16 protein-coding genes are annotated in these 18,988 nt (G+C 68.1%); 10 read left to right on the top strand and 6 right to left on the bottom strand.

Features of this window, described 5'->3' with window-relative positions:
- Positions 1-47 precede the first annotated feature (47 nt).
- The 5 genes from dnaE (at position 48) to ACWIDW_RS03885 (ending at position 8,061) form a co-directional block, all read left to right on the top strand.
- Positions 48-3,566, top strand: a complete 3,519-nt coding sequence (dnaE, locus tag ACWIDW_RS03905) for a DNA polymerase III subunit alpha (protein WP_454123088.1) — start codon at positions 48-50, stop codon at positions 3,564-3,566.
- 89 nt (positions 3,567-3,655) lie between these two features.
- On the top strand, positions 3,656-5,203 hold the full coding sequence (locus ACWIDW_RS03900; RefSeq protein WP_454123087.1) for a hypothetical protein: 1,548 nt from the start codon (positions 3,656-3,658) through the stop codon (positions 5,201-5,203).
- A gap of 4 nt (positions 5,204-5,207) precedes the next feature.
- Complete coding sequence (hisD, locus tag ACWIDW_RS03895; protein WP_454123085.1) at positions 5,208-6,521, top strand: histidinol dehydrogenase; 1,314 nt, start codon at positions 5,208-5,210, stop codon at positions 6,519-6,521.
- Positions 6,522-6,552: 31 nt separating this feature from the next.
- Entirely contained in the window at positions 6,553-7,029 is a 477-nt protein-coding gene (nrdR, locus tag ACWIDW_RS03890; RefSeq protein ID WP_454123084.1) for a transcriptional regulator NrdR, read from the top strand.
- 12 nt (positions 7,030-7,041) lie between these two features.
- A complete protein-coding gene (locus ACWIDW_RS03885) occupies positions 7,042-8,061 on the top strand; it encodes a quinone-dependent dihydroorotate dehydrogenase (RefSeq protein ID WP_454123254.1) in 1,020 nt (339 codons plus the stop codon).
- A 124-nt stretch (positions 8,062-8,185) separates the two neighbouring features.
- Here ACWIDW_RS03885 and ACWIDW_RS03880 read toward each other — a convergent pair whose 3' ends face one another.
- Positions 8,186-8,746: a DUF3043 domain-containing protein gene (locus tag ACWIDW_RS03880; protein WP_454123083.1), complete on the bottom strand. Its 561-nt coding sequence runs from the start codon at positions 8,744-8,746 to the stop codon at positions 8,186-8,188.
- Positions 8,747-8,790: 44 nt separating this feature from the next.
- Here ACWIDW_RS03880 and ACWIDW_RS03875 point away from each other — a divergent pair, with 44 nt between their 5' ends.
- The 5 genes from ACWIDW_RS03875 (at position 8,791) to ACWIDW_RS03855 (ending at position 13,809) form a co-directional block, all read left to right on the top strand.
- Entirely contained in the window at positions 8,791-10,203 is a 1,413-nt protein-coding gene (locus tag ACWIDW_RS03875) for a M20/M25/M40 family metallo-hydrolase (protein WP_454123081.1), read from the top strand.
- Positions 10,204-10,305: 102 nt separating this feature from the next.
- The gene (gene erpA, locus ACWIDW_RS03870; protein WP_454123079.1) at positions 10,306-10,674 is read left to right on the top strand and encodes an iron-sulfur cluster insertion protein ErpA; all 369 of its coding nucleotides are present in this window, start codon (positions 10,306-10,308) and stop codon (positions 10,672-10,674) included.
- Positions 10,675-10,761: 87 nt separating this feature from the next.
- Positions 10,762-11,655, top strand: a complete 894-nt coding sequence (gene ctaC, locus ACWIDW_RS03865) for an aa3-type cytochrome oxidase subunit II (protein ID WP_454123078.1) — start codon at positions 10,762-10,764, stop codon at positions 11,653-11,655.
- Between the two features lie 3 nt (positions 11,656-11,658).
- A complete protein-coding gene (gene ctaD, locus ACWIDW_RS03860; protein ID WP_454123076.1) occupies positions 11,659-13,383 on the top strand; it encodes an aa3-type cytochrome oxidase subunit I in 1,725 nt (574 codons plus the stop codon).
- A gap of 3 nt (positions 13,384-13,386) precedes the next feature.
- Positions 13,387-13,809 carry a cytochrome c oxidase subunit 4 gene (locus tag ACWIDW_RS03855; RefSeq protein WP_454123075.1) on the top strand — a complete coding sequence of 141 codons (423 nt, stop codon included), beginning with the start codon at positions 13,387-13,389 and terminating at the stop codon, positions 13,807-13,809.
- Between the two features lie 82 nt (positions 13,810-13,891).
- Here the strand turns inward: ACWIDW_RS03855 and ACWIDW_RS03850 are convergent, their stop codons facing one another.
- From ACWIDW_RS03850 to ctaE, 5 genes are all read right to left on the bottom strand, one after another.
- Entirely contained in the window at positions 13,892-14,311 is a 420-nt protein-coding gene (locus tag ACWIDW_RS03850) for a rhodanese-like domain-containing protein (protein WP_454123073.1), read from the bottom strand.
- Positions 14,312-14,510: 199 nt separating this feature from the next.
- Positions 14,511-16,319: a cytochrome bc1 complex cytochrome b subunit gene (qcrB, locus tag ACWIDW_RS03845; protein WP_454123072.1), complete on the bottom strand. Its 1,809-nt coding sequence runs from the start codon at positions 16,317-16,319 to the stop codon at positions 14,511-14,513.
- Positions 16,316-17,395 carry a cytochrome bc1 complex Rieske iron-sulfur subunit gene (gene qcrA / locus ACWIDW_RS03840; RefSeq protein WP_454123070.1) on the bottom strand — a complete coding sequence of 360 codons (1,080 nt, stop codon included), beginning with the start codon at positions 17,393-17,395 and terminating at the stop codon, positions 16,316-16,318. The genes qcrB and qcrA overlap by 4 nt, the downstream gene beginning before the upstream one ends.
- A 36-nt stretch (positions 17,396-17,431) precedes the next feature.
- Positions 17,432-18,265 carry a cytochrome bc1 complex diheme cytochrome c subunit gene (gene qcrC, locus ACWIDW_RS03835; protein WP_454123069.1) on the bottom strand — a complete coding sequence of 278 codons (834 nt, stop codon included), beginning with the start codon at positions 18,263-18,265 and terminating at the stop codon, positions 17,432-17,434.
- A gap of 20 nt (positions 18,266-18,285) precedes the next feature.
- Positions 18,286-18,942 carry an aa3-type cytochrome oxidase subunit III gene (gene ctaE, locus ACWIDW_RS03830; protein ID WP_454123252.1) on the bottom strand — a complete coding sequence of 219 codons (657 nt, stop codon included), beginning with the start codon at positions 18,940-18,942 and terminating at the stop codon, positions 18,286-18,288.
- Positions 18,943-18,988 lie beyond the last annotated feature (46 nt).

Raw genomic sequence — 18,988 nt, 5'->3', positions numbered from 1 at the left:
GATCGTGCCCCGACCGGGTTGTCGGAACCGCCTCGTAGACTCGATGCATGGCCTCCGATTCCTTCGTGCACCTGCATGTCCACAGCGAGTACTCCATGCTGGACGGTGCGGCGAAGATCACCTCCATGACGCAGGCGGCGGCCGACTACGGGATGCCGGCGATCGCCGTCACCGACCACGGGAACACCTTCGCGGCGTTCGAGTTCTACAACGCCGCGAACGCCGCGGGAGTCAAGCCGATCATCGGCCTCGAGGCGTACGTGACACCCGGAACGCACCGCAGCGACAAGACGCGGGTGGCCTGGGGCACGGCGGACCAGAAGAGCGACGACGTGTCGGGATCAGGCGCGTACACGCACACCACGCTGTGGAGCGAGACCACCGCCGGCATGCACAACCTGTTCCGGCTGAGCTCGCTCTCGAGCATCGAGGGCTACTACTTCAAGCCGCGCATGGACCGCGAGCTGCTGCAGACGTACGGCAAGGGCCTCATCGCCACCACCGGATGCCCGTCGGGAGAGATCCAGACCAGGCTGCGGCTCGGCCAGTACGACGCGGCGCGCGCGGCGGCGGCCGAGTTCCAGGACATCTTCGGCAAGGAGAACTACTTCGCCGAGATCATGGACCACGGTCTCTCCATCGAGCGGCGGGTGATCAGCGATCTGCTGCGGCTGTCGAAAGACCTGAACATCCCGCTCGTCGCGACGAACGACTCGCACTACACCCACCAGCACGAGGCCGACGCGCACGAGGCGCTGCTGTGCGTGCAGTCCGGTTCGACGATGGACGACCCGAACCGGTTCAAGTTCGACGGCGACGGCTACTACATCAAGACCGCGCAGGAGATGCGGCAACTGTTCCGCGATCACCCCGAGGCGTGCGACAACACGCTGCTGATCGCCGAGCGCTGCCAGGTCGAGTTCGACACCAAGGCGAACTACATGCCGCGGTTCCCGGTGCCAGACGGCGAGACCGAAGACAGCTGGCTGGTCAAAGAGGTCGAGAAGGGACTGCACTACCGGTACCCGAACGGCATCCCCGACAAGGTGCGCAAGCAGGCCGAGTACGAGACCGGCATCATCCTGCAGATGGGCTTCCCCGGCTACTTCCTCGTCGTCGCCGACTTCATCAACTGGGCCAAGGACCACGGCATCCGGGTCGGACCGGGCCGCGGTTCGGGTGCCGGATCGATGGTCGCGTACGCGATGAGGATCACCGACCTCGACCCGCTCGAGCACGGACTCATCTTCGAGCGCTTCCTCAACCCCGACCGCGTCTCGATGCCCGACTTCGACGTCGACTTCGACGACCGTCGCCGCGGCGAGGTGATCGAGTACGTGACCGAGAAGTACGGCTCCGAGCGCGTCGCGCAGATCGTCACGTACGGCACGATCAAGTCCAAGCAGGCGCTCAAGGACGCCGGCCGCGTGCTCGGCTACCCGTTCAGCATGGGCGACCGCCTCACCAAGGCCATGCCGCCTGCAGTGATGGGGAAAGACATGCCGCTCAGCGGCATGTACGACAGCGCGCACCCGCGCTACAAAGAGGCGAGCGAGTTCCGGGCGCTGATCGACACCGACACGGATGCCAAGCGCGTCTTCGACCGCGCGCTGGGGCTCGAGGGGCTGAAGCGGCAGTGGGGCGTGCACGCGGCAGGCGTGATCATGTCGTCGGATCCGCTGCTCGACATCATCCCGATCATGAAGCGCGAGCAGGACGGTCAGATCGTCACGCAGTTCGACTACCCGTCGTGCGAGGCGCTGGGTCTGATCAAGATGGACTTCCTGGGGCTTCGCAACCTCACGATCATCTCGGACGCGCTCGACAACATCCGGATGAACAGGGGGGAGGAGGTCGATCTCGAGCACCTCGGCCTCGACGACCGCGCGGTCTACGATCTGCTGGCCCGCGGCGACACGCTCGGCGTCTTCCAGCTCGACAGCCCGCCGCTGCGTTCGCTGATGCGGCTGATGAAGCCCGACAACTTCGGCGACATCTCGGCGCTCATCGCGCTGTACCGCCCGGGACCGATGGGGGCGAACTCGCACACCAACTACGCGTTGCGCAAGAACGGCCTGCAGGAGATCACGCCGATCCACCCCGAGCTGGAAGAGCCCCTGGCCGACATCCTGCAGGAGTCCTACGGTCTGATCATCTATCAGGAGCAGGTCATGGCCATCGCGCAGAAGGTCGCCGGGTTCAGCCTCGGCCAGGCCGACATCCTGCGCCGCGCGATGGGCAAGAAGAAGAAGTCCGAACTCGACAAGCAGTACGAGGGTTTCTCGGGCGGGATGAAGGAGCGCGGCTACGGCGAGGGCGCCGTGAAGGCGCTGTGGGACATCCTGCTGCCGTTCTCGGATTACGCGTTCAACAAAGCGCACTCCGCGGCCTACGGTCTGGTGTCGTACTGGACCGCGTATCTCAAGGCGAAGTACCCGGCCGAGTACATGGCCGCCCTGCTCACGAGCGTGGGCGACTCCAAGGACAAGATGGCGCTCTACCTCAACGAGTGCCGGCGCATGGGCATCCGGGTGATGCCGCCGGACGTGTCCGAGTCGATCAACTTCTTCGCCGCCGTCGGCGAAGACATCCGCTTCGGCCTCGGCGCGGTGCGCAACGTCGGCAGCAACGTCGTCGACGGGATCGTCGCCTCCCGCGCTGACGGTCCGTTCACCTCCTTCCACGACTTCCTCGGCAAGGTGCCGCTGCACGTCTCGAACAAGCGCACCGTCGAGTCACTCATCAAGGCCGGCGCGTTCGACTCGATGGGCGACACCCGACGCGCGCTGATGGAGATCCACGAAGACGCCGTCGAAGCCGCCGTCGACCGCAAGCGGAACGAGGCGCAGGGCGCGATCGGCTTCGACTTCGACAGCCTGTACGACGGCATGGAGGAGGCCGCTCCCGCGAAGGTGCCTGAGCGCCCCGAGTGGATCAAGAAGGACAAGCTGGCGTTCGAGCGCGAGATGCTCGGGCTGTACGTCTCCGACCACCCGCTCGCGGGGCTGGAGGTGCCGCTCGCCAAGCACGCCTCGATCTCGATCAACGACCTGCTCACCTCCGAGGATCTGCAGGACGGCGATCAGGTCACCGTGGCAGGTCTCGTGACCAGCGTGCAGCATCGCGTGGCCAAGGCCAGCGGCAACCCGTACGGCATGATCACCGTCGAGGACTTCAACGGTGAGGTGACGATCATGTTCATGGGCAAGACGTACACCGAGTTTCAGCACACCCTGCAGCAGGATGCCATCCTCGCCGTGCGCGGACGGGTCTCGCGTCGCGATGACGGGCTCAACCTGCACGCGCAGTCGGCGTTCGCGCCCGACGTCGGATCGTTCGACGCCGCAGGACCGCTCTCGCTGCTGGTGGCCGAGCAGCGGGCGACGGAACGGGTCATGAACGACCTGGCCGACGTGCTGCGCCGCCACGCCGGCGAGACCGAGGTGCTGCTGCGCGTGCACCGCGGCAGCGCCGCGAAGGTGTTCGAGGTGCCGATGCCGGTGAAGGTGTCCGCCGATCTGTTCGGCGACCTGAAGTCGCTGCTTGGCCCCGCCTGTCTGGGCTGAGCGTCACCCCGACACGACGCATCGAACTCCAGGGTGCGGTGAGTAGGATCATGACTCGCGTGGCCACCCCACGAACGAAAGGACCCTCGATGAGCTTCGACAGGCCCGGCAGCGCCCACGACGCCTCAGCCGACGAGCCCCGTCTGCGTGCGGATGTGCGCGCCGAGGCGGGCATCGACCCCGACGAGATGGACCCGGCCGGGATCGACCCGGACGACGACGGAGTGCTCTACGAAGACCAGGTCCAGCCCGAGTACGGCATCCTCGGCTTCACGCTGCGCGAGCTCATCATCATCGGCGCCTGGCTGGTCGGCTTCGTCGCCTCGTTCTTCCCGCTCGGACCGATCGGCAGCACCGTCTGGACATCCGGCATCCACTGGATCCTCATGATGGGGGTCCCGACAGTGGCCGTCTTCCTCGTCGTGCTGCGCCGGTTCTCACCCGACGGGATCCGCCGTGTGGGATCGCTGGGAATCGACCAGTTCGCCTCCGTCGCGGCCGCGGTCGCCGCCGTCTCCTGGGCTCAGGTGCTGTGGCAGCAGGTCGCCGCCACCGTCGAGACCGGTGTGCTGCTCATCGGCTGGGTCGCCGTGGTGGGGCAGCTGGCGACGCTCGTGCTCACGGCTGCCACGGTGTTCGCCCCCGTGCTGCCGCGACTGCGCGACGACTTCCACGGACGCCTCGAGACGCTGGCGCACCGCAACGCCAACCCCGTCCGTCCCGTGATCCCGCGCCCGCGAGCCGAGCGTGAGCCCGCTCCGCCGGCGGTGGACACGGCCGCTGCGGCCCCGCAGGCGGAGGGCGTCGATTCCGCAGCGGCTGCGCCACCCGCGGCCGCCGAACCGCGCGTCGACACCGCACTGACGATGGTCATCCCCGCCGCGACTGCGGTTCCGGATGCCCGCGATCGGGCATCCGCATCCGATCGCCGCTTCGCTCCGGATGCCGGAGATGCGGAGCCGGCATCGCCGGCGGCCGCGCCGTTCGCGCCGTACGAGAGTGACCCGCAGCCGCTCGAGGCGCAGCCGGTCGACATGGTCGCAGCGTCCGACGGGCCGGCGGAGCCTGCGCCGGAGACGACCGCGCCCGAGGTCACCGCGCCCGAGGTCACCGCACCCGAGGTCACCGCACCCGAGTCTGAGCCGGTCTCCCACGAGCCGGTCTCGTACGAGCCGGCTCCCACCTCACCGTCCGGGCCGGAGGCATCCGACGCTCTGCCTGTCGCGCCAGACCGCCGGGATGACGACAGCGAGGTGCTGTACAACACGGCCGCCGTCGAAGCGCTGCAGAGCATCTTCGCCGACGACGCCGCCGACCCGAGCCCGTCCGTCGAGCACAACACCGCGCCCGACGGCATGGCGGGCGCCGCGGCCGGCGATGCCGCCGATGACCAGCCGCTGCGGCGCACCCGTGGCGAGCAGATCGCCGAGACCGACTCCGTCGGTCAGCCCGAGCCGTTCTGGATCCTGGCGCCCACCGAGCGCGACGTGCTCGACGAGCGGGGCCAGCCGCTGTTCCGGATCGGTCCGACCGCGTGGGCGCTGGCCATCGAAGACCGCGGCGGGGCGTTCGTCGTGCGACATGAGGACGGCCGGATCGGCTACCTCCACGACATCCTCGACATCACGAAAGGCTGAGCGCGTGCGCACGATCGACCTCCGAGGGCAGTCCCTCTCACCCTCCGACATGCTCGCGGCCGTGCCGCGAGCCACGCAGGCGCGTGCCGAGGCGCTCGAGGCCGCCGCCGCGATCGTCGACGCCGTGCGCACCTCCGGCGAGGTCGCCCTGCGCGAGCAGGCTGAGCGCTTCGACCGGGTGAGCGGTCACGCCATCCGCGTCCCCGCCGAGCACGTCGCCGAGGCCGCAGCGTCGGTCGACCCCGTCGTGCGCTCCGCGCTCGAGGCCGCCATCGACCGGGTCCGTCGGGGCTCGGCGGCGCAGGTCCCGAGCCCGCAGACCACTCGGATCGGACCCGGCGCGAGCATCACCCAGCGTTGGCAGCCCGTGACACGCGCGGGGGTGTACATCCCCGGGGGCAAGGCGCCCCTGGCATCCAGCGTCGTGATGAACGTCGTCCCCGCGCAGGTCGCCGGCGTCACCTCCATCGCCCTGGCATCCCCGCCGCAGGCGGCGCACGGCGGTCGGGTGCACCCGACGATCCTCGCCGCCGCCGACCTGCTCGGCATCGACGAGATCTACGCGATCGGCGGGGCCGGCGCGATCGGCGCCCTCGCCCACGGGGTCGCCGATCTCGGGCTCGACCCCGTCGACGTCGTGTCGGGCCCGGGCAACAACTACGTCGCCTCGGCGAAGCGGGTCGTCGCCGGCGTCGTCGGCACCGACTCCGAGGCCGGCGCGACCGAGATCCTCATCGTCGCGGATGCTGCGGCCGACCCCACCCTGATCGCTGCGGACCTGATCAGCCAAGCGGAGCACGACGAGCAGGCGTCCGCCGTGCTCGTGACCGATTCGGTCGAGCTCGCCGAACGCGTCGCAGCGGTGGTCGCGGACCTCGCCGCCGGCACCACGCACGCCGCGCGCGTCGCCGAGGCCCTCGCCGGCCCGCAGTCGGCCATCGTGCTCGTGGACGACCGCGCGATGGCCGAGGCCTTCAGCAACGCCTACGCGCCGGAGCACCTCGAACTGCACCTCGCCGACGCCTCGGCCGCCGCGGAGCGCTTCACGAGCGCGGGTGCGGTGTTCGTCGGCGACCAGACACCGGTCAGCCTCGGCGACTACCTGGCCGGCAGCAACCACGTGCTGCCCACCGGTGGTCAGGCCCGCTACGCCGCCGGACTCGGCGCGTACACGTTCCTTCGTCCGCAGCAGGTCATCGAGTACGACCACGCCGCCCTCGCCGAGGTCAGGGCCGGGGTCGTCGCGCTCGCGAACGCCGAGATCCTGCCCGCGCACGGCGACGCCGTCGAGGCGCGCTTCACCGACGCCTCCCGGTGAGCCCGAGGGCGAGCGAGTAGGCTGACCGATCATGCACTGCCCCTTCTGCCGGCATCCGGACTCCCGCGTCATCGATTCCCGCACCAGCGACGACGGCCTGTCGATCCGCCGCCGCCGACAGTGTCCGGAATGCGGTGGACGGTTCTCGACGACCGAGACGGCGAGCCTCATGGTCATCAAGCGCTCCGGCGTCATGGAGGCGTTCAGCCGCGACAAGGTGATCGCGGGCGTGCGCAAGGCGTGTCAGGGCCGTCCGGTCACCGAGGCGAACCTGGCACTGCTCGCGCAGAAGGTCGAAGAGGCCGTGCGGCAGACCGGCGTCTCGCAGCTCGACACCAACGAGATCGGGCTCGCGATCCTCGGCCCGCTGCGTGAGCTCGATGAGGTGGCCTTCCTGCGTTTCGCCAGCGTGTACCAGGCGTTCGACTCGCTCGACGACTTCGAGCGCGCGATCGGCGACCTGCGCGCCGACCACGTGGCGGCGGAAGCGGAATCCGACGACCGGTAGCCTTGGGCAGTGATGTACTCGCTGCTCTTCCGCCACGTTCTCGCGCGCTTCGATCCCGAATTCGCGCACCACGCCGCGATGGCGGTCATCCGCGCGCTCGGCCTGCCGCCCCTGTCGTGGGCGGCGCGCGCGCTGACAGCACCCCGCCCGGAGCAGCGGGTGCAAGCGCTCGGGCTGGAGTTCCCGTCTCCGTTCGGCGTCGCCGCCGGCTTCGACAAGAACGCCGTGGGCGTGCGCGGCCTGGATGCGCTCGGCTTCGGGCACATCGAGATCGGCACGGTCACCGCCATCCCGCAGGAGGGCAACCCGAAGCCGCGGCTGTTCCGCCTGATCCCCGACCGCGCCGTCATCAACCGGATGGGCTTCAACAACGAGGGGGCGGATGCCGCCGCACGCCGGCTCACCGCGCTGCGCCGGCGTGCTCCTCGCGCCGTGATCGGGGTGAACATCGGCAAGAGCCGCGTGGTCGCCGTCGAGGACGCCGTCGCCGACTACGTCACGTCGGCCGTGCGGCTCGCACCGCTCGCCGACTACCTCGCCGTGAACGTCTCGTCGCCCAACACCCCGGGCCTGCGCGGCCTGCAGGCGGTCGAGACGCTCGCTCCGCTGCTGCGCGCGGTGAAGCAGGCGGCGGGCGAGACGCCGCTGCTCGTGAAGATCGCCCCCGACCTGCCCGATGACGAGATCGCGGCCATCGCCCGCATGGCGGTGGCGGAGGGACTCGCCGGGATCATCGCCCACAACACGACCATCTCGCGCGACGGCCTGATCACCGACCCGGCGGTCGTCGAGGCCGCGGGTGCGGGCGGACTCTCCGGCGCGCCGCTGAAGCAGCGCTCGCTCGAGGTGCTCGCCGTCGTCAGGAGCGCGGTGCCGGCCGATTTCTGCGTGATCGCGGTCGGGGGAGTGGAGACCGCCGACGACGTGCAGCGACGACTGGATGCCGGTGCCACCCTCGTGCAGGGGTACACCGCGTTCCTGTATCGCGGACCGCTGTGGGCCAGGCAGATCAACAGAGGCCTGCGCCGATGAGCGGCACAGGCCTCGGAACAGGACCTGGGTCCCTGCCTCGCGACAGGACCTGGGTCTCTGCCTCGCGAGAGGACCTGGGTCTCTGCCTCGCGACAGGACCTGGGTCCCTGAGCTTGCCGAAGGGTCAGTCGGGATACTGACCGCGGCGCACCTGCGGCTTCGGCAGACGCATGAAGCGCATCTGCAGCGACCGCATCGCCGCGTACCAGCCGAGCCCGCGCTCGCGACGCTCGAGGCCGAACTTCGCGGCGACCTTCTTCTTCACCCGCATGCTCAGCAGCACCATGTCGGCGACCGCGAGCAGCATGTATCCCCACAGGCCGACCATCGCCCACAGCTGCACCGCGGGGATGTTCACGAGGCTGAGCACGATGACCAGCAGCATCGCGGCCATCAGCCACTCGGAGATGTGCCAGCCGGCGTCGACGTAGTCGCGCACCCAGCGCCGCTGCGGGCCGCGGTCGCGCGTGGGAAGGTACTTGTCCTCGCCGTTCTCCATGCCGATGCGGGCCCGCTGCCGGCGCGCCTGCAGGTCGGCCTTCGCCGCAGCGCGGGCCTCCTTCGTGTTCGCGACCAGGGGGCGGCGGTTGGCGGCCTCGCGCTCGGCACGGGTCGGGGTGGCGCGACCCTTGCCCACGGCGGGCGTCTCAGGGGCGTCGTCGGCGGCGGGGGTGGGGTTGGGCACGTTCGACCTCAGTTCGCAATCGGGTTCGCCTTAAGATTACTCGCATGACATCCCCCGCATCGCCCGCCTCGTCCGCCGCGGAGACCGCTCTCCTCGAGGCGGTGGCCCTCGGCATCCCGTCCGCTCTGGCCGATCTGGGGGCGCTGGTGCGCATCCCCGGTATCGCGTGGCCGGCGTTCGACCAGACCCAGCTCGAGCGCTCGGCCGAGGCGGTCGCCGAGCTTGCGCGCGGCACGGGGGTCTTCGACGACGTGCGCGTGCTGCGTGCGCACGTCGACGACACCGACGAACTCGGCCAGCCCGCCGTGCTCGCCACGCGCGCGGCCCGCAACGGACGCCCGACCATCCTGCTCTACGCCCACCACGATGTGCAGCCGCCGGGCGCCGACGAGCTGTGGGACACCCCGCCCTTCGAGCCGACGGTGCGCGACGGACGCCTCTACGGCCGCGGCGCTGCGGACGACAAGGCGGGCATCATGGCCCACATCGCGGCGCTGCGCGCGGTCGCCGAGGTGCTCGGCGACGACCTCGACCTCGGCGTCTCGCTGTTCATCGAGGGGGAAGAGGAGTACGGCTCGCGCTCGTTCGCCCGCTTCCTGCGCGACAACGCCGACGCACTGCGCGCCGACGCGATCGTCGTGGCCGACTCGGGCAACCTCGACTCCCGCACGCCCGGGCTCACCGTCTCGCTGCGCGGCAACGCGCGCTTCACGCTCACCGTTCGCACTCTCGAGCACGCGTCGCACTCGGGCATGTTCGGGGGAGCGGTCCCGGATGCCATGATGGCCGCCGTCACGCTCCTCGCGACACTGTGGGATGCCGACGGCGCGGTCGCCGTCGAGGGGATGACCAGCAGGGATGCGCAGACGCCCGAGTACACCGAGGAGACGCTGCGCGACGAGGCCGGCCTGCTGGACGGCGTCAGCCCGATCGGTCGCGACGACATCTACGGCCGGATCTGGAACAAGCCGTCCATCACGATCACCGGCATGGACGTCACGAGCGTCGCCGAGGCGTCCAACACCCTTCTTCCCGAGGTCAGTCTCGTGATCAGCGCCCGGGTCGCGCCCGGCCAGAGCGCGACCGACGCCTACGCCGCGCTCGAGCAGCACCTGCGCCGGCACGCCCCGTTCGGCGCCGAGCTGACCTTCTCCGATGTGGACCTCGGCGACGGCTTCCTCGTCGACACCTCGGGGTGGGCGGTCGAGCTCACCCGTGCGGCGATGGGAAACGGCTACGGAGTCGACGCCGTGGACCTGGGCGTGGGCGGATCCATCCCCTTCGTCGCCGACCTCGTCCGCGAGTTCCCGGGCGCGCAGATCCTCGTGACCGGTGTCGAGGACCCGCACTCCCGCGCGCACAGCCCGAACGAGTCGCTGCACCTCGACACGTTCCGCAACGCCGTGCGCACCGAGGCGCTGCTGCTCGCCAGGATGAACGAGCGCGCCGACTCCTGAGCCGTCGTGGTGGGCGCACTGTCGGATCGGCCCTGCCGACACCGGCGGCGGTAGAATCGTGCACGAGCAGCGAGACCGCGCTGCCCGTTGCAAGGAGTTGAGATGAGCGACACCACCCTGACCTCAGAGCCCACCGCCGCCCCCGCCCACGGCGTCTCGCTGACCGAAGCCGCAGCTCTGAAGGTGAAGAGCCTGCTCGAGCAGGAGGGCCGTGACGACCTCCGCCTGCGCGTGGCCGTGCAGCCCGGCGGATGCTCGGGCCTGATCTACCAGCTGTACTTCGACGAGCGCTACCTCGAAGGTGACGAGACCGTCGACTTCGACGGCGTCGAGGTCATCATCGACAACATGAGCGTCCCCTACCTCGAGGGCGCGTCGATCGACTTCAAGGACACCATCTCGGAGCAGGGCTTCACGATCGACAACCCCAACGCAGCCGGCAGCTGCGCCTGCGGCGACAGCTTCCACTGAGGCGCGTACCTGCGTGGTTGGCATGAATCGCGTGTGAGGTTGCCCTAGACTTGAGTCTGCTCCTGTCCGAGATCTGAAAGGTGCATCGTGCCCTCGAAACGCCGCCTTCGTTGGGCCGCGCTCCCGCTGGGAGCAGCGGCAGCTGTGGCCCTGGCGGGATGTACTCCCACCGAACTCAATGGATTCCTCCCGGGCTTCGTCGAAGACGGCACCCCCGCGACCAACCAGACCGAGACGGTCTCCGGTCTGTGGGTCACCTCGTGGGTCGTTCTGCTCGCCGTCGGCGTGATCACGTGGGCCCTGATGGGATGGTCCCTCGTCATGTACCGCCGGCGCACCGGCCAGACCGGTCTTCCGGTTCAGCTGCGCTACAACATGCCGATCGAGATCCTGTACACGGTGATCCCGCTGATCCTCGTGCTCGGCATGTTCTTCTTCACCGCGCGCGACCAGACCGAGATCGAGACGCAGTGGGATGAACCCGATGTCGAGGTCACGGCGATCGCCAAGCAGTGGGCGTGGGACTTCCAGTACGGCGGTGACGACGAGGCCGAGCCCGTGTGGACCATGGGCGTGCAGGCCGATCCCGACGAGAACGGCGACATCGAGCGCGAGAAGCTTCCGACGCTCGTGCTGCCCGTCGACAAGAAGGTCACGATCGACCTGCAGTCGCGTGATGTGATCCACTCCTTCTGGATCATCGACTTCCTGTACAAGAAGGACATGTACATCGGCAAGGACAACTCCTGGTCGTTCATCCCCACGCGCGTCGGCGAGTACGACGGCAAGTGCGCCGAGCTCTGCGGTGAGTACCACTCGATGATGCTCTTCAACGTGAAGGTCGTCGAGCAGGACGAGTACGACGCATACCTCGAGACCCTGCGCGAGCAGGGCAACACGGGCGACATCACCGACGCCTACGACCGACTCAGCAATCTCCCCGGGAACGGCGCGAGCACGAAGCCTGGGGAAGAGGAGTAAGCCATGACCACCACAGCTGAACCCACGACAGCGCCGGGCGCACGCCCGACCACGCTGCCGCCGCGTCAGGCAGCCCTGCTCACCTCCTCCCGCGTGGAGCAGAAGGGCAACATCGTCGTCAAGTGGATGACATCCACCGACCACAAGACGATCGGGTACATGTACCTGATCGCCTCGGTGCTGTTCTTCCTCCTCGGCGGCGTGATGGCGCTGATCATCCGTGCCGAGCTGTTCGCGCCCGGCATGCAGATCGTGCCGACCAAGGAGCAGTACAACCAGCTGTTCACGATGCACGGCACGATCATGCTGCTGATGTTCGCGACGCCGCTGTTCGCCGGCTTCGCCAACGCGATCCTGCCGCTGCAGCTCGGTGCCCCCGATGTGGCGTTCCCGCGACTGAACGCGTTCGCCTTCTGGCTGTTCACGTTCGGATCGGTCATGGCGATCGCCGGCTTCCTCACCCCGCAGGGTGCGGCGTCGTTCGGATGGTTCGCCTACCAGCCGCTCGCCAACTCGTCGTTCTCGCCGGGTGTGGGCGGCAACCTCTGGATGCTCGGTCTCGGCATGTCCGGTTTCGGCACCATCCTCGGCGCGGTGAACTTCATCACCACGATCATCACGATGCGCGCGCCGGGCATGACCATGTGGCGCATGCCGATCTTCTCCTGGAACACGCTGATCACCAGCCTGCTGATCCTGATGGCGTTCCCCGTGCTCGCCGCGGCGATCCTCGCCGCTGCCGCCGATCGCGTGCTCGGCTCGCACATCTACGACGTCGCGAACGGCGGCGTGCTGCTGTGGCAGCACCTGTTCTGGTTCTTCGGACACCCTGAGGTCTACATCATCGCGCTGCCGTTCTTCGGCATCGTGTCCGAGATCTTCCCCGTCTTCAGCCGCAAGCCGATCTTCGGATACAAGACGCTGGTCTACGCGACCATCGCGATCGCCTCGCTCTCGGTTGCCGTGTGGGCTCACCACATGTACGTGACCGGCGGTGTGCTGCTTCCGTTCTTCGCCCTGATGACGATGCTCATCGCGGTTCCGACAGGCGTGAAGATCTTCAACTGGATCGGCACGATGTGGCGCGGCTCGATCACCTTCGAGACTCCGATGGTGTTCGCCCTCGGCTTCCTCGTCTCGTTCGTGTTCGGCGGCCTGACCGGCGTCATCCTCGCGGCCCCGCCGCTGGACTTCCACCTGAGCGACTCGTACTTCGTGGTCGCGCACTTCCACTACGTGGTGTTCGGCACCGTGGTGTTCGCGATGTTCGCCGGCTTCTACTTCTGGTGGCCGAAGTGGACCGGTCGCATGCTCAACGAGCGTCTGGGCTACATCCACTTCTGGATGCTGTTCATCGGCTTCCACATGACGTTCCTCGTGCAGCACTGGCTGGGCGTCGACGGCATGCCCCGCCGCTACGCCGACTACGCCACCCACGACAACTGGGAGTGGGGCAACCAGGTCTCCACGATCGGTGCCATCATCCTCGGCGCATCGATGCTGCCCTTCTTCCTCAACGTGTGGATCACCGCACGCAAGGCTCCGAAGGTCACCGTCGACGACCCGTGGGGATACGGTGCATCGCTCGAGTGGGCGACCTCGTGCCCGCCCCCGCGTCACAACTTCACGTCGATCCCGCGCATCCGCAGCGAGCGTCCGGCATTCGACCTGAACCACCCTGAGGCCGCGGAGCACCCGGTGGGCGTCGCAGCGGGAGAGGTCAAGTAAGTCATGCGCAGCAATGTCATCCTCTGGTGGATCATCGCGACCTTCTTCACGATCGCGTCCGCCATCTACACGGTCTGGAACCTCGTCGATCCCTTCCACGGGTACGTGGAGTGGGTCGGCACCGTGGCCCTGCTGTTCGTGGCCTTCATGGGCGCCATGATCGCCGTCTACCTGCAGCGCACCTACAAGGCGCAGGGCGGCGAGCTGCCCGAAGACGTGCTGACCGCCGACATCGACGACGGTGACCCCGAGCTCGGCGAGTTCGCGCCCTGGTCGTGGTGGCCGCTGGTCCTCTCCGGGTCCGCAGCCGTCTTCCTGCTCGGCCTCGCGGTCGGCCACTTCCTCCTGCCGATCGGCCTGGCGATCTTCGTCGTGGCGATCGTCGGCTGGGTGTACGAGTACTACCGCGGACACTTCGCACGCTGACGCGTCTGTCCGACCGCAGAAGGGCCCCTGGATTCGTCCAGGGGCCCTTCTGCGTACCCGGGTCGGCGGCCGTGTGCGTCAGTCAGGGGCGGGTGCGCACGCGCGGCACGCCGGTGAGCGGGTCGATCGGACGACGGTGGATGCCGTCGTGATCCTCGACGGGATACCCCTCGCGCACCCAGTACTCGAAACCGCCGATCATCTCGCGCACCCGGTAGCCCAGCTTCGCGAACTCGAGCGCACCCTTCGCGCCGGCGTTGCAGCCGGGGCTCCAGCAGTACACGACCACTGACGCGTCCGACGCGATCTCCTCGCCGGCCCGATCGGCGATCTCGCTGTAGTGCATGCGGACGGCTCCGGGAACGCGTCCCTGCGCCCACGCCTCGTCCGAACGCACATCCACCACCACGAGCCTCGTACCGGCCTTCTGAGCGGCATACACGTCGCTCGCGTCGGTTTCGAACTGCAGCTTGGCGGCGAAGAAGTCCTGTCGATCCATCATCGTCACAGGCTACTCTGCAGCGTGCACCGGCAGCCGAGAATGACGGTGGGCGATGGCTGCACGCGTCCGCGAGTCGAATGGTTCCGTCCGCGAGCCGGATGGCTCAGCCCCGCGAGCCGGATGCCCGCACCAGCCGCCCACGGAGACGACTGAGGGCCCGTCCGAATCGGACGGGCCCTCAGTCGTGGGGGAGTACGGCTTACTTGCCGTCCTCCGACTTCTTCCTGCGCTTCTTCGCAGGCTCCTGAGCGATCACCGAGCTCGGGGTGTTCGGCGTCTCATCGACGTGCAGGTCGGTCTCCGCGATCTGGGCCTCGGAGGTCACACCGGCGCGCGCGTGAGCACCGGCGATCTCCGCAGCCTCGATCTCGGCGTCGTGCGCCAGCGTGTGCTGCTGGTGCGCGTCGGCTGCTGCGATCTCGGCCTGGGTGAGCGGCTGCAGGCGGTCCTCGTAGAACCAGCGCGAGATCGAGCTGCGCAGGTTCTCGTGCCACGGGATGCGTCCCTTGGCGTTCGGCCGCACGACGAGGGGCTCGTAGGTGGCGTAGTCGATGAGCTTCCAGCGGTCGTACACGTCGACCGGCTGGTGCACCTCGATGAACTCGCCGCCGGGGAGGCGCACGATGCGACCCGACTCGTAGCCGTGCAGCACGATCTCGCGGTCCTTCTTCTGCAGCGCGATGCAGATGCGCTTCGTCACGAAGTATCCGAGGATCGGTCCGACGAACAGCAGCGCCTGCAGGGCGTGGATGACGCCCTCCATGGTGAGCATGAAGTGCGTGGCCATGAGGTCGGACGAGGCCGCAGCCCACAGCACTGCGTAGAAGATCACTCCGGCGACACCGATCGCGGTGCGGGTCGGGGCGTTGCGGGGACGGTCGGCGAGGTGGTGCTCGCGCTTGTCGCCCGTGATCCACGCTTCGATGAACGGGTAGATCGCCACGACGACGATGAACAGCCCGAGGACCAGCACGGGGATCACGATGCCGAGCGAAAGCGTGAAGTTGCCGATCATCACGTCCAGGTGCGGGGGAGCGAGGCGCAGGGCACCGTCGGCGAAGCCGATGTACCAGTCCGGCTGCGTACCCGCCGAGATCGGAGACGGGTCGTAGGGGCCGTAATCCCAGAACGGCAGGATCTGGAAGAACGAGGCGATCAGCACGATCACACCGAAGACGATGAAGAAGAAGCCGCCCATCTTCGACATGTACACCGGCATCATCGGGTAGCCGACGACGTTGTCGTTCGTGCGGCCGGGGCCGGCGAACTGGGTGTGCTTGTTGATCACCATCAGCATCAGGTGCAGTCCGATGAACGCGATCACCAGAAGCGGCAGCAGCAGGATGTGCATCGTGTACAGGCGGCCGACGATGTCGTCACCGGGGAACTCGCCTCCGAAGATGAGGAACGAGGTCCAGGTGCCGATCAGGGGCAGTCCCTTGATCATGCCGTCGATGATGCGCAGGCCGTTGCCCGAGAGCAGGTCGTCCGGCAGCGAGTAGCCCGTGAAGCCCTCGGCGAGAGCGAGGACGAACAGCACGAAGCCGATCACCCAGTTGAGCTCGCGCGGCTTGCGGAACGCGCCGGTGAAGAACACGCGCAGCATGTGGATGCCGATGCCCGCGATGAACACCAGCGCCGCCCAGTGGTGGATCTGGCGAACCAGGAGACCACCGCGGATGTCCCACGAGATGCGCAGCGCCGACTCGAACGCCGCGGTCATCTCGACGCCGCGCAGCGGTGCGTACGCACCGGTGTAGTGCGTGGGTGCCATCGAGGCCTGGAAGAAGAACGTCAGGAACGTTCCAGACAGGAAGACGGCGACGAACGCCCAGAGCGCGATCTCGCCCAGCATGAACGACCAGTGGTCGGGGAAGATCTTGCGACCGAGCTCCTTGACGAAGCCGGACAGGCTGGTGCGCTCGTCGATGTAGTTCGCCGTCGCGCCGATGAAGCGTCCGCCCAGGGGCTTCTGCTTGGTGTCCTCTTTAAGAGTTGCGGTGCTCAATGACGCTCCCAGAAGCTCGGGCCGACGGGTTCGGTGAAGTCGCTCTGCGCGATGAGGTAGCCCTCATCGTCGACGGCGATGGGCAGCTGCGGCAGCGGACGCGCTGCCGGGCCGAAGATGACCTTGGCGTGGTCCGTGACGTCGAACTGCGACTGGTGGCACGGGCACAGCAGGTGGTGGGTCTGCTGCTCGTACAGCGCGACGGGGCAGCCGACGTGTGTGCAGACCTTGGAGTAGGCGACGATGCCGTCGTACGACCAGTCCTTGCGGTCCTCGGCCTCGATCAGCTGCTCGGGGCGCAGGCGCATGAGCAGCACGATGGCCTTGGCCTTCTCCTCCATGTAGCCCTCTGCGTGTCCCAGCTCGGCGAGCGGCTCGGGGATCACGTGGAAGGCCGAGCCGAGGGTGACGTCGGCGGCACGGATGGGTGTGCCCTCGGGGTCACGCGCCAGGCGCATGCCCTTCTTCCACATGGTGTGCTTCAGCAGTGCGACCGGGTCGCCCGCGAGGGGGTCGCCGTTCGCGTTGTTGTGCGGAGCGAGGCCGCGGAACAGGGTGAGGCCGGGCAGGATCGAGGCGACCACGGCGGCGATCAGCGAGTTGCGGATCACGGCACGACGGCCGAAGCCGGAGTCCTCGTTCGCGGCCGCGAACGCCTCGACGGCGCCGGCGCGGGTCGCGTCCTTGCCTCGGGTCGGGTGGCGGTGCTCGATGTACTCCTTGTCGGACATCAGCGCCTTCGACCAGTGGATGGCGCCGATACCGAGCGCCAGCAGCGCGAGAGCGATGCCGATGCCGATGTACATGTTGTTGTGGCGGATGTCGATCGCCAGGCCGCTCTCGATCGGGAACAGCATGTATGCGGCGACCGCCCAGATGCTGCCGGCGAGCGACAGGTAGAACAGGGTGTAGACCGTGCGGACCGCCGCCTTCTCGGCGCGCGGGTCCTTGTCGGTCATCCGCTCACGGTGTGGCGGCAGTCCCGGGTTCTCCGCAGGATCGCTGACTGCGACGCCCAGCCCCCGCGAGGGCTGGTAGGCCCTGTCAAGAGCCTGCGTGTCGTCGTCGTGTGCCATGGTGCTCCTCGTACGTAACTCTTCGATGACAGTGCGTCAGTTGGACTTCGCCGTGATCCACACGGTGAGGGCGACCAGTGCGCCGATTCCGAAGATCCAGATGAACAGGCCCTCCGAGACCGGACCGAGCGACCCGAGCGTGAAGCCGCCGATCTGCACGGCCTCCTGCTGGTAGACGAGGGCGGCGATGATGTCGCGCTTGTCCTCGGTGCTCAGGTTCATGTCTCCGAAGACCGGCATGTTCTGCGGGCCGGTGACCATGGCCGCGTAGATGTGCAGCGGGCTGGTCGAGCTCAGCGCCGGGGCGTACTTGCCCTCGGTCAGCGCACCACCGGCCGCAGCGACGTTGTGGCACATCGCGCAGTTGATGCGGAACAGCTCCGCACCGTGTGCGATGTCGACCTCGTCGCTCGCGCTGTCGGGGTTCTGCTTGCCGGCGGTCACCCAGTCCTCGGGGTAGCCCGGTCCGGGGGCGACGCTCTGCACGTACGCGGCCATGGCGCGGATCTGTGCGTCGGTGAACTGCGCGGGCTTCTGAGGCGCCTGCGGTCCCTGCATCTGCAGCGGCATGCGGCCGGTCGCCACCTGGAACTCGACGGAGAGCTCACCGACGCCGATGAGGCTCGGTCCTTCGCTCGTGCCCTGCATGTCGAGGCCGTGGCAGGTGGCGCAGTTCGCGGTGAACAGCTTCTGGCCGTCCTCGACGGTCAGCTCTGCCGTTGCGCTGCTCTGCGTGCCCGTGGTCGATGCCATCGCAGCCGACGCACCGGCGTAGACGCCGCCGGTGAGCAGCAGACCGGCGCCGACCAGGGCGGCAGCGGCGAGGGGACTGCGGCGACCGCGCGAGCGGTGCTTCTTCTCTCGTGCCATTTCGAAAAATCGCTCCGCTCTTATTTCAGGAAGTAGATGACGGCGAACAGGGCGACCCACACGACGTCGACGAAGTGCCAGTAGTACGACACGACGATCGAGGAGGTCGCCTCCTTGTGGCCGAAGTTCTTGACGGCGTACGCACGGCCGATGACCAGCACGAAGGCGATGAGGCCGCCGGTGACGTGCAGGGCGTGGAAGCCGGTGGTGATGTAGAACGCCGAGGCGTACGAGTCGGCGGTGATGGGCAGGCCCTCCGCCACGAGCTGGGCGTACTCCCACACCTGGCCGCTGACGAAGATCGCGCCGAGGATGAAGGTGAGCCAGAACCACTCGACCATGCCCCAGCCGAACAGGCGGCGACGCCCGAACGCGTTCACCTTGCCCTTGTCGATGCGGTACGGCTGCAGGTCTTCAGCGGCGAACACGCCCATCTGGCAGGTGAACGACGACGCCACCAGGATGACCGTGTTGACGAAGGCGTACACCACGTTGAGCATCTCGGTGCGGTCCGCCCAGAGCTCGGGTGAGGTGCTGCGCAGGGTGAAGTAGATCGCGAAGAGTCCCGCGAAGAACATGACTTCGCTGCCGAGCCACACGATGGTGCCGACAGCGACCGGATTGGGGCGCTTGATGGTTCTTGCCGCCGGGGCATACGTCGCTGAGGTGGTCACCAGACCATTATGGCCGATTCCGTGCGGGGATTCTCGCACCGACGTGGCC

Source organism: Microbacterium sp. NPDC055312 (assembly GCF_053645675.1).
This window is presented reverse-complemented; position numbering and strand designations above follow the sequence as displayed.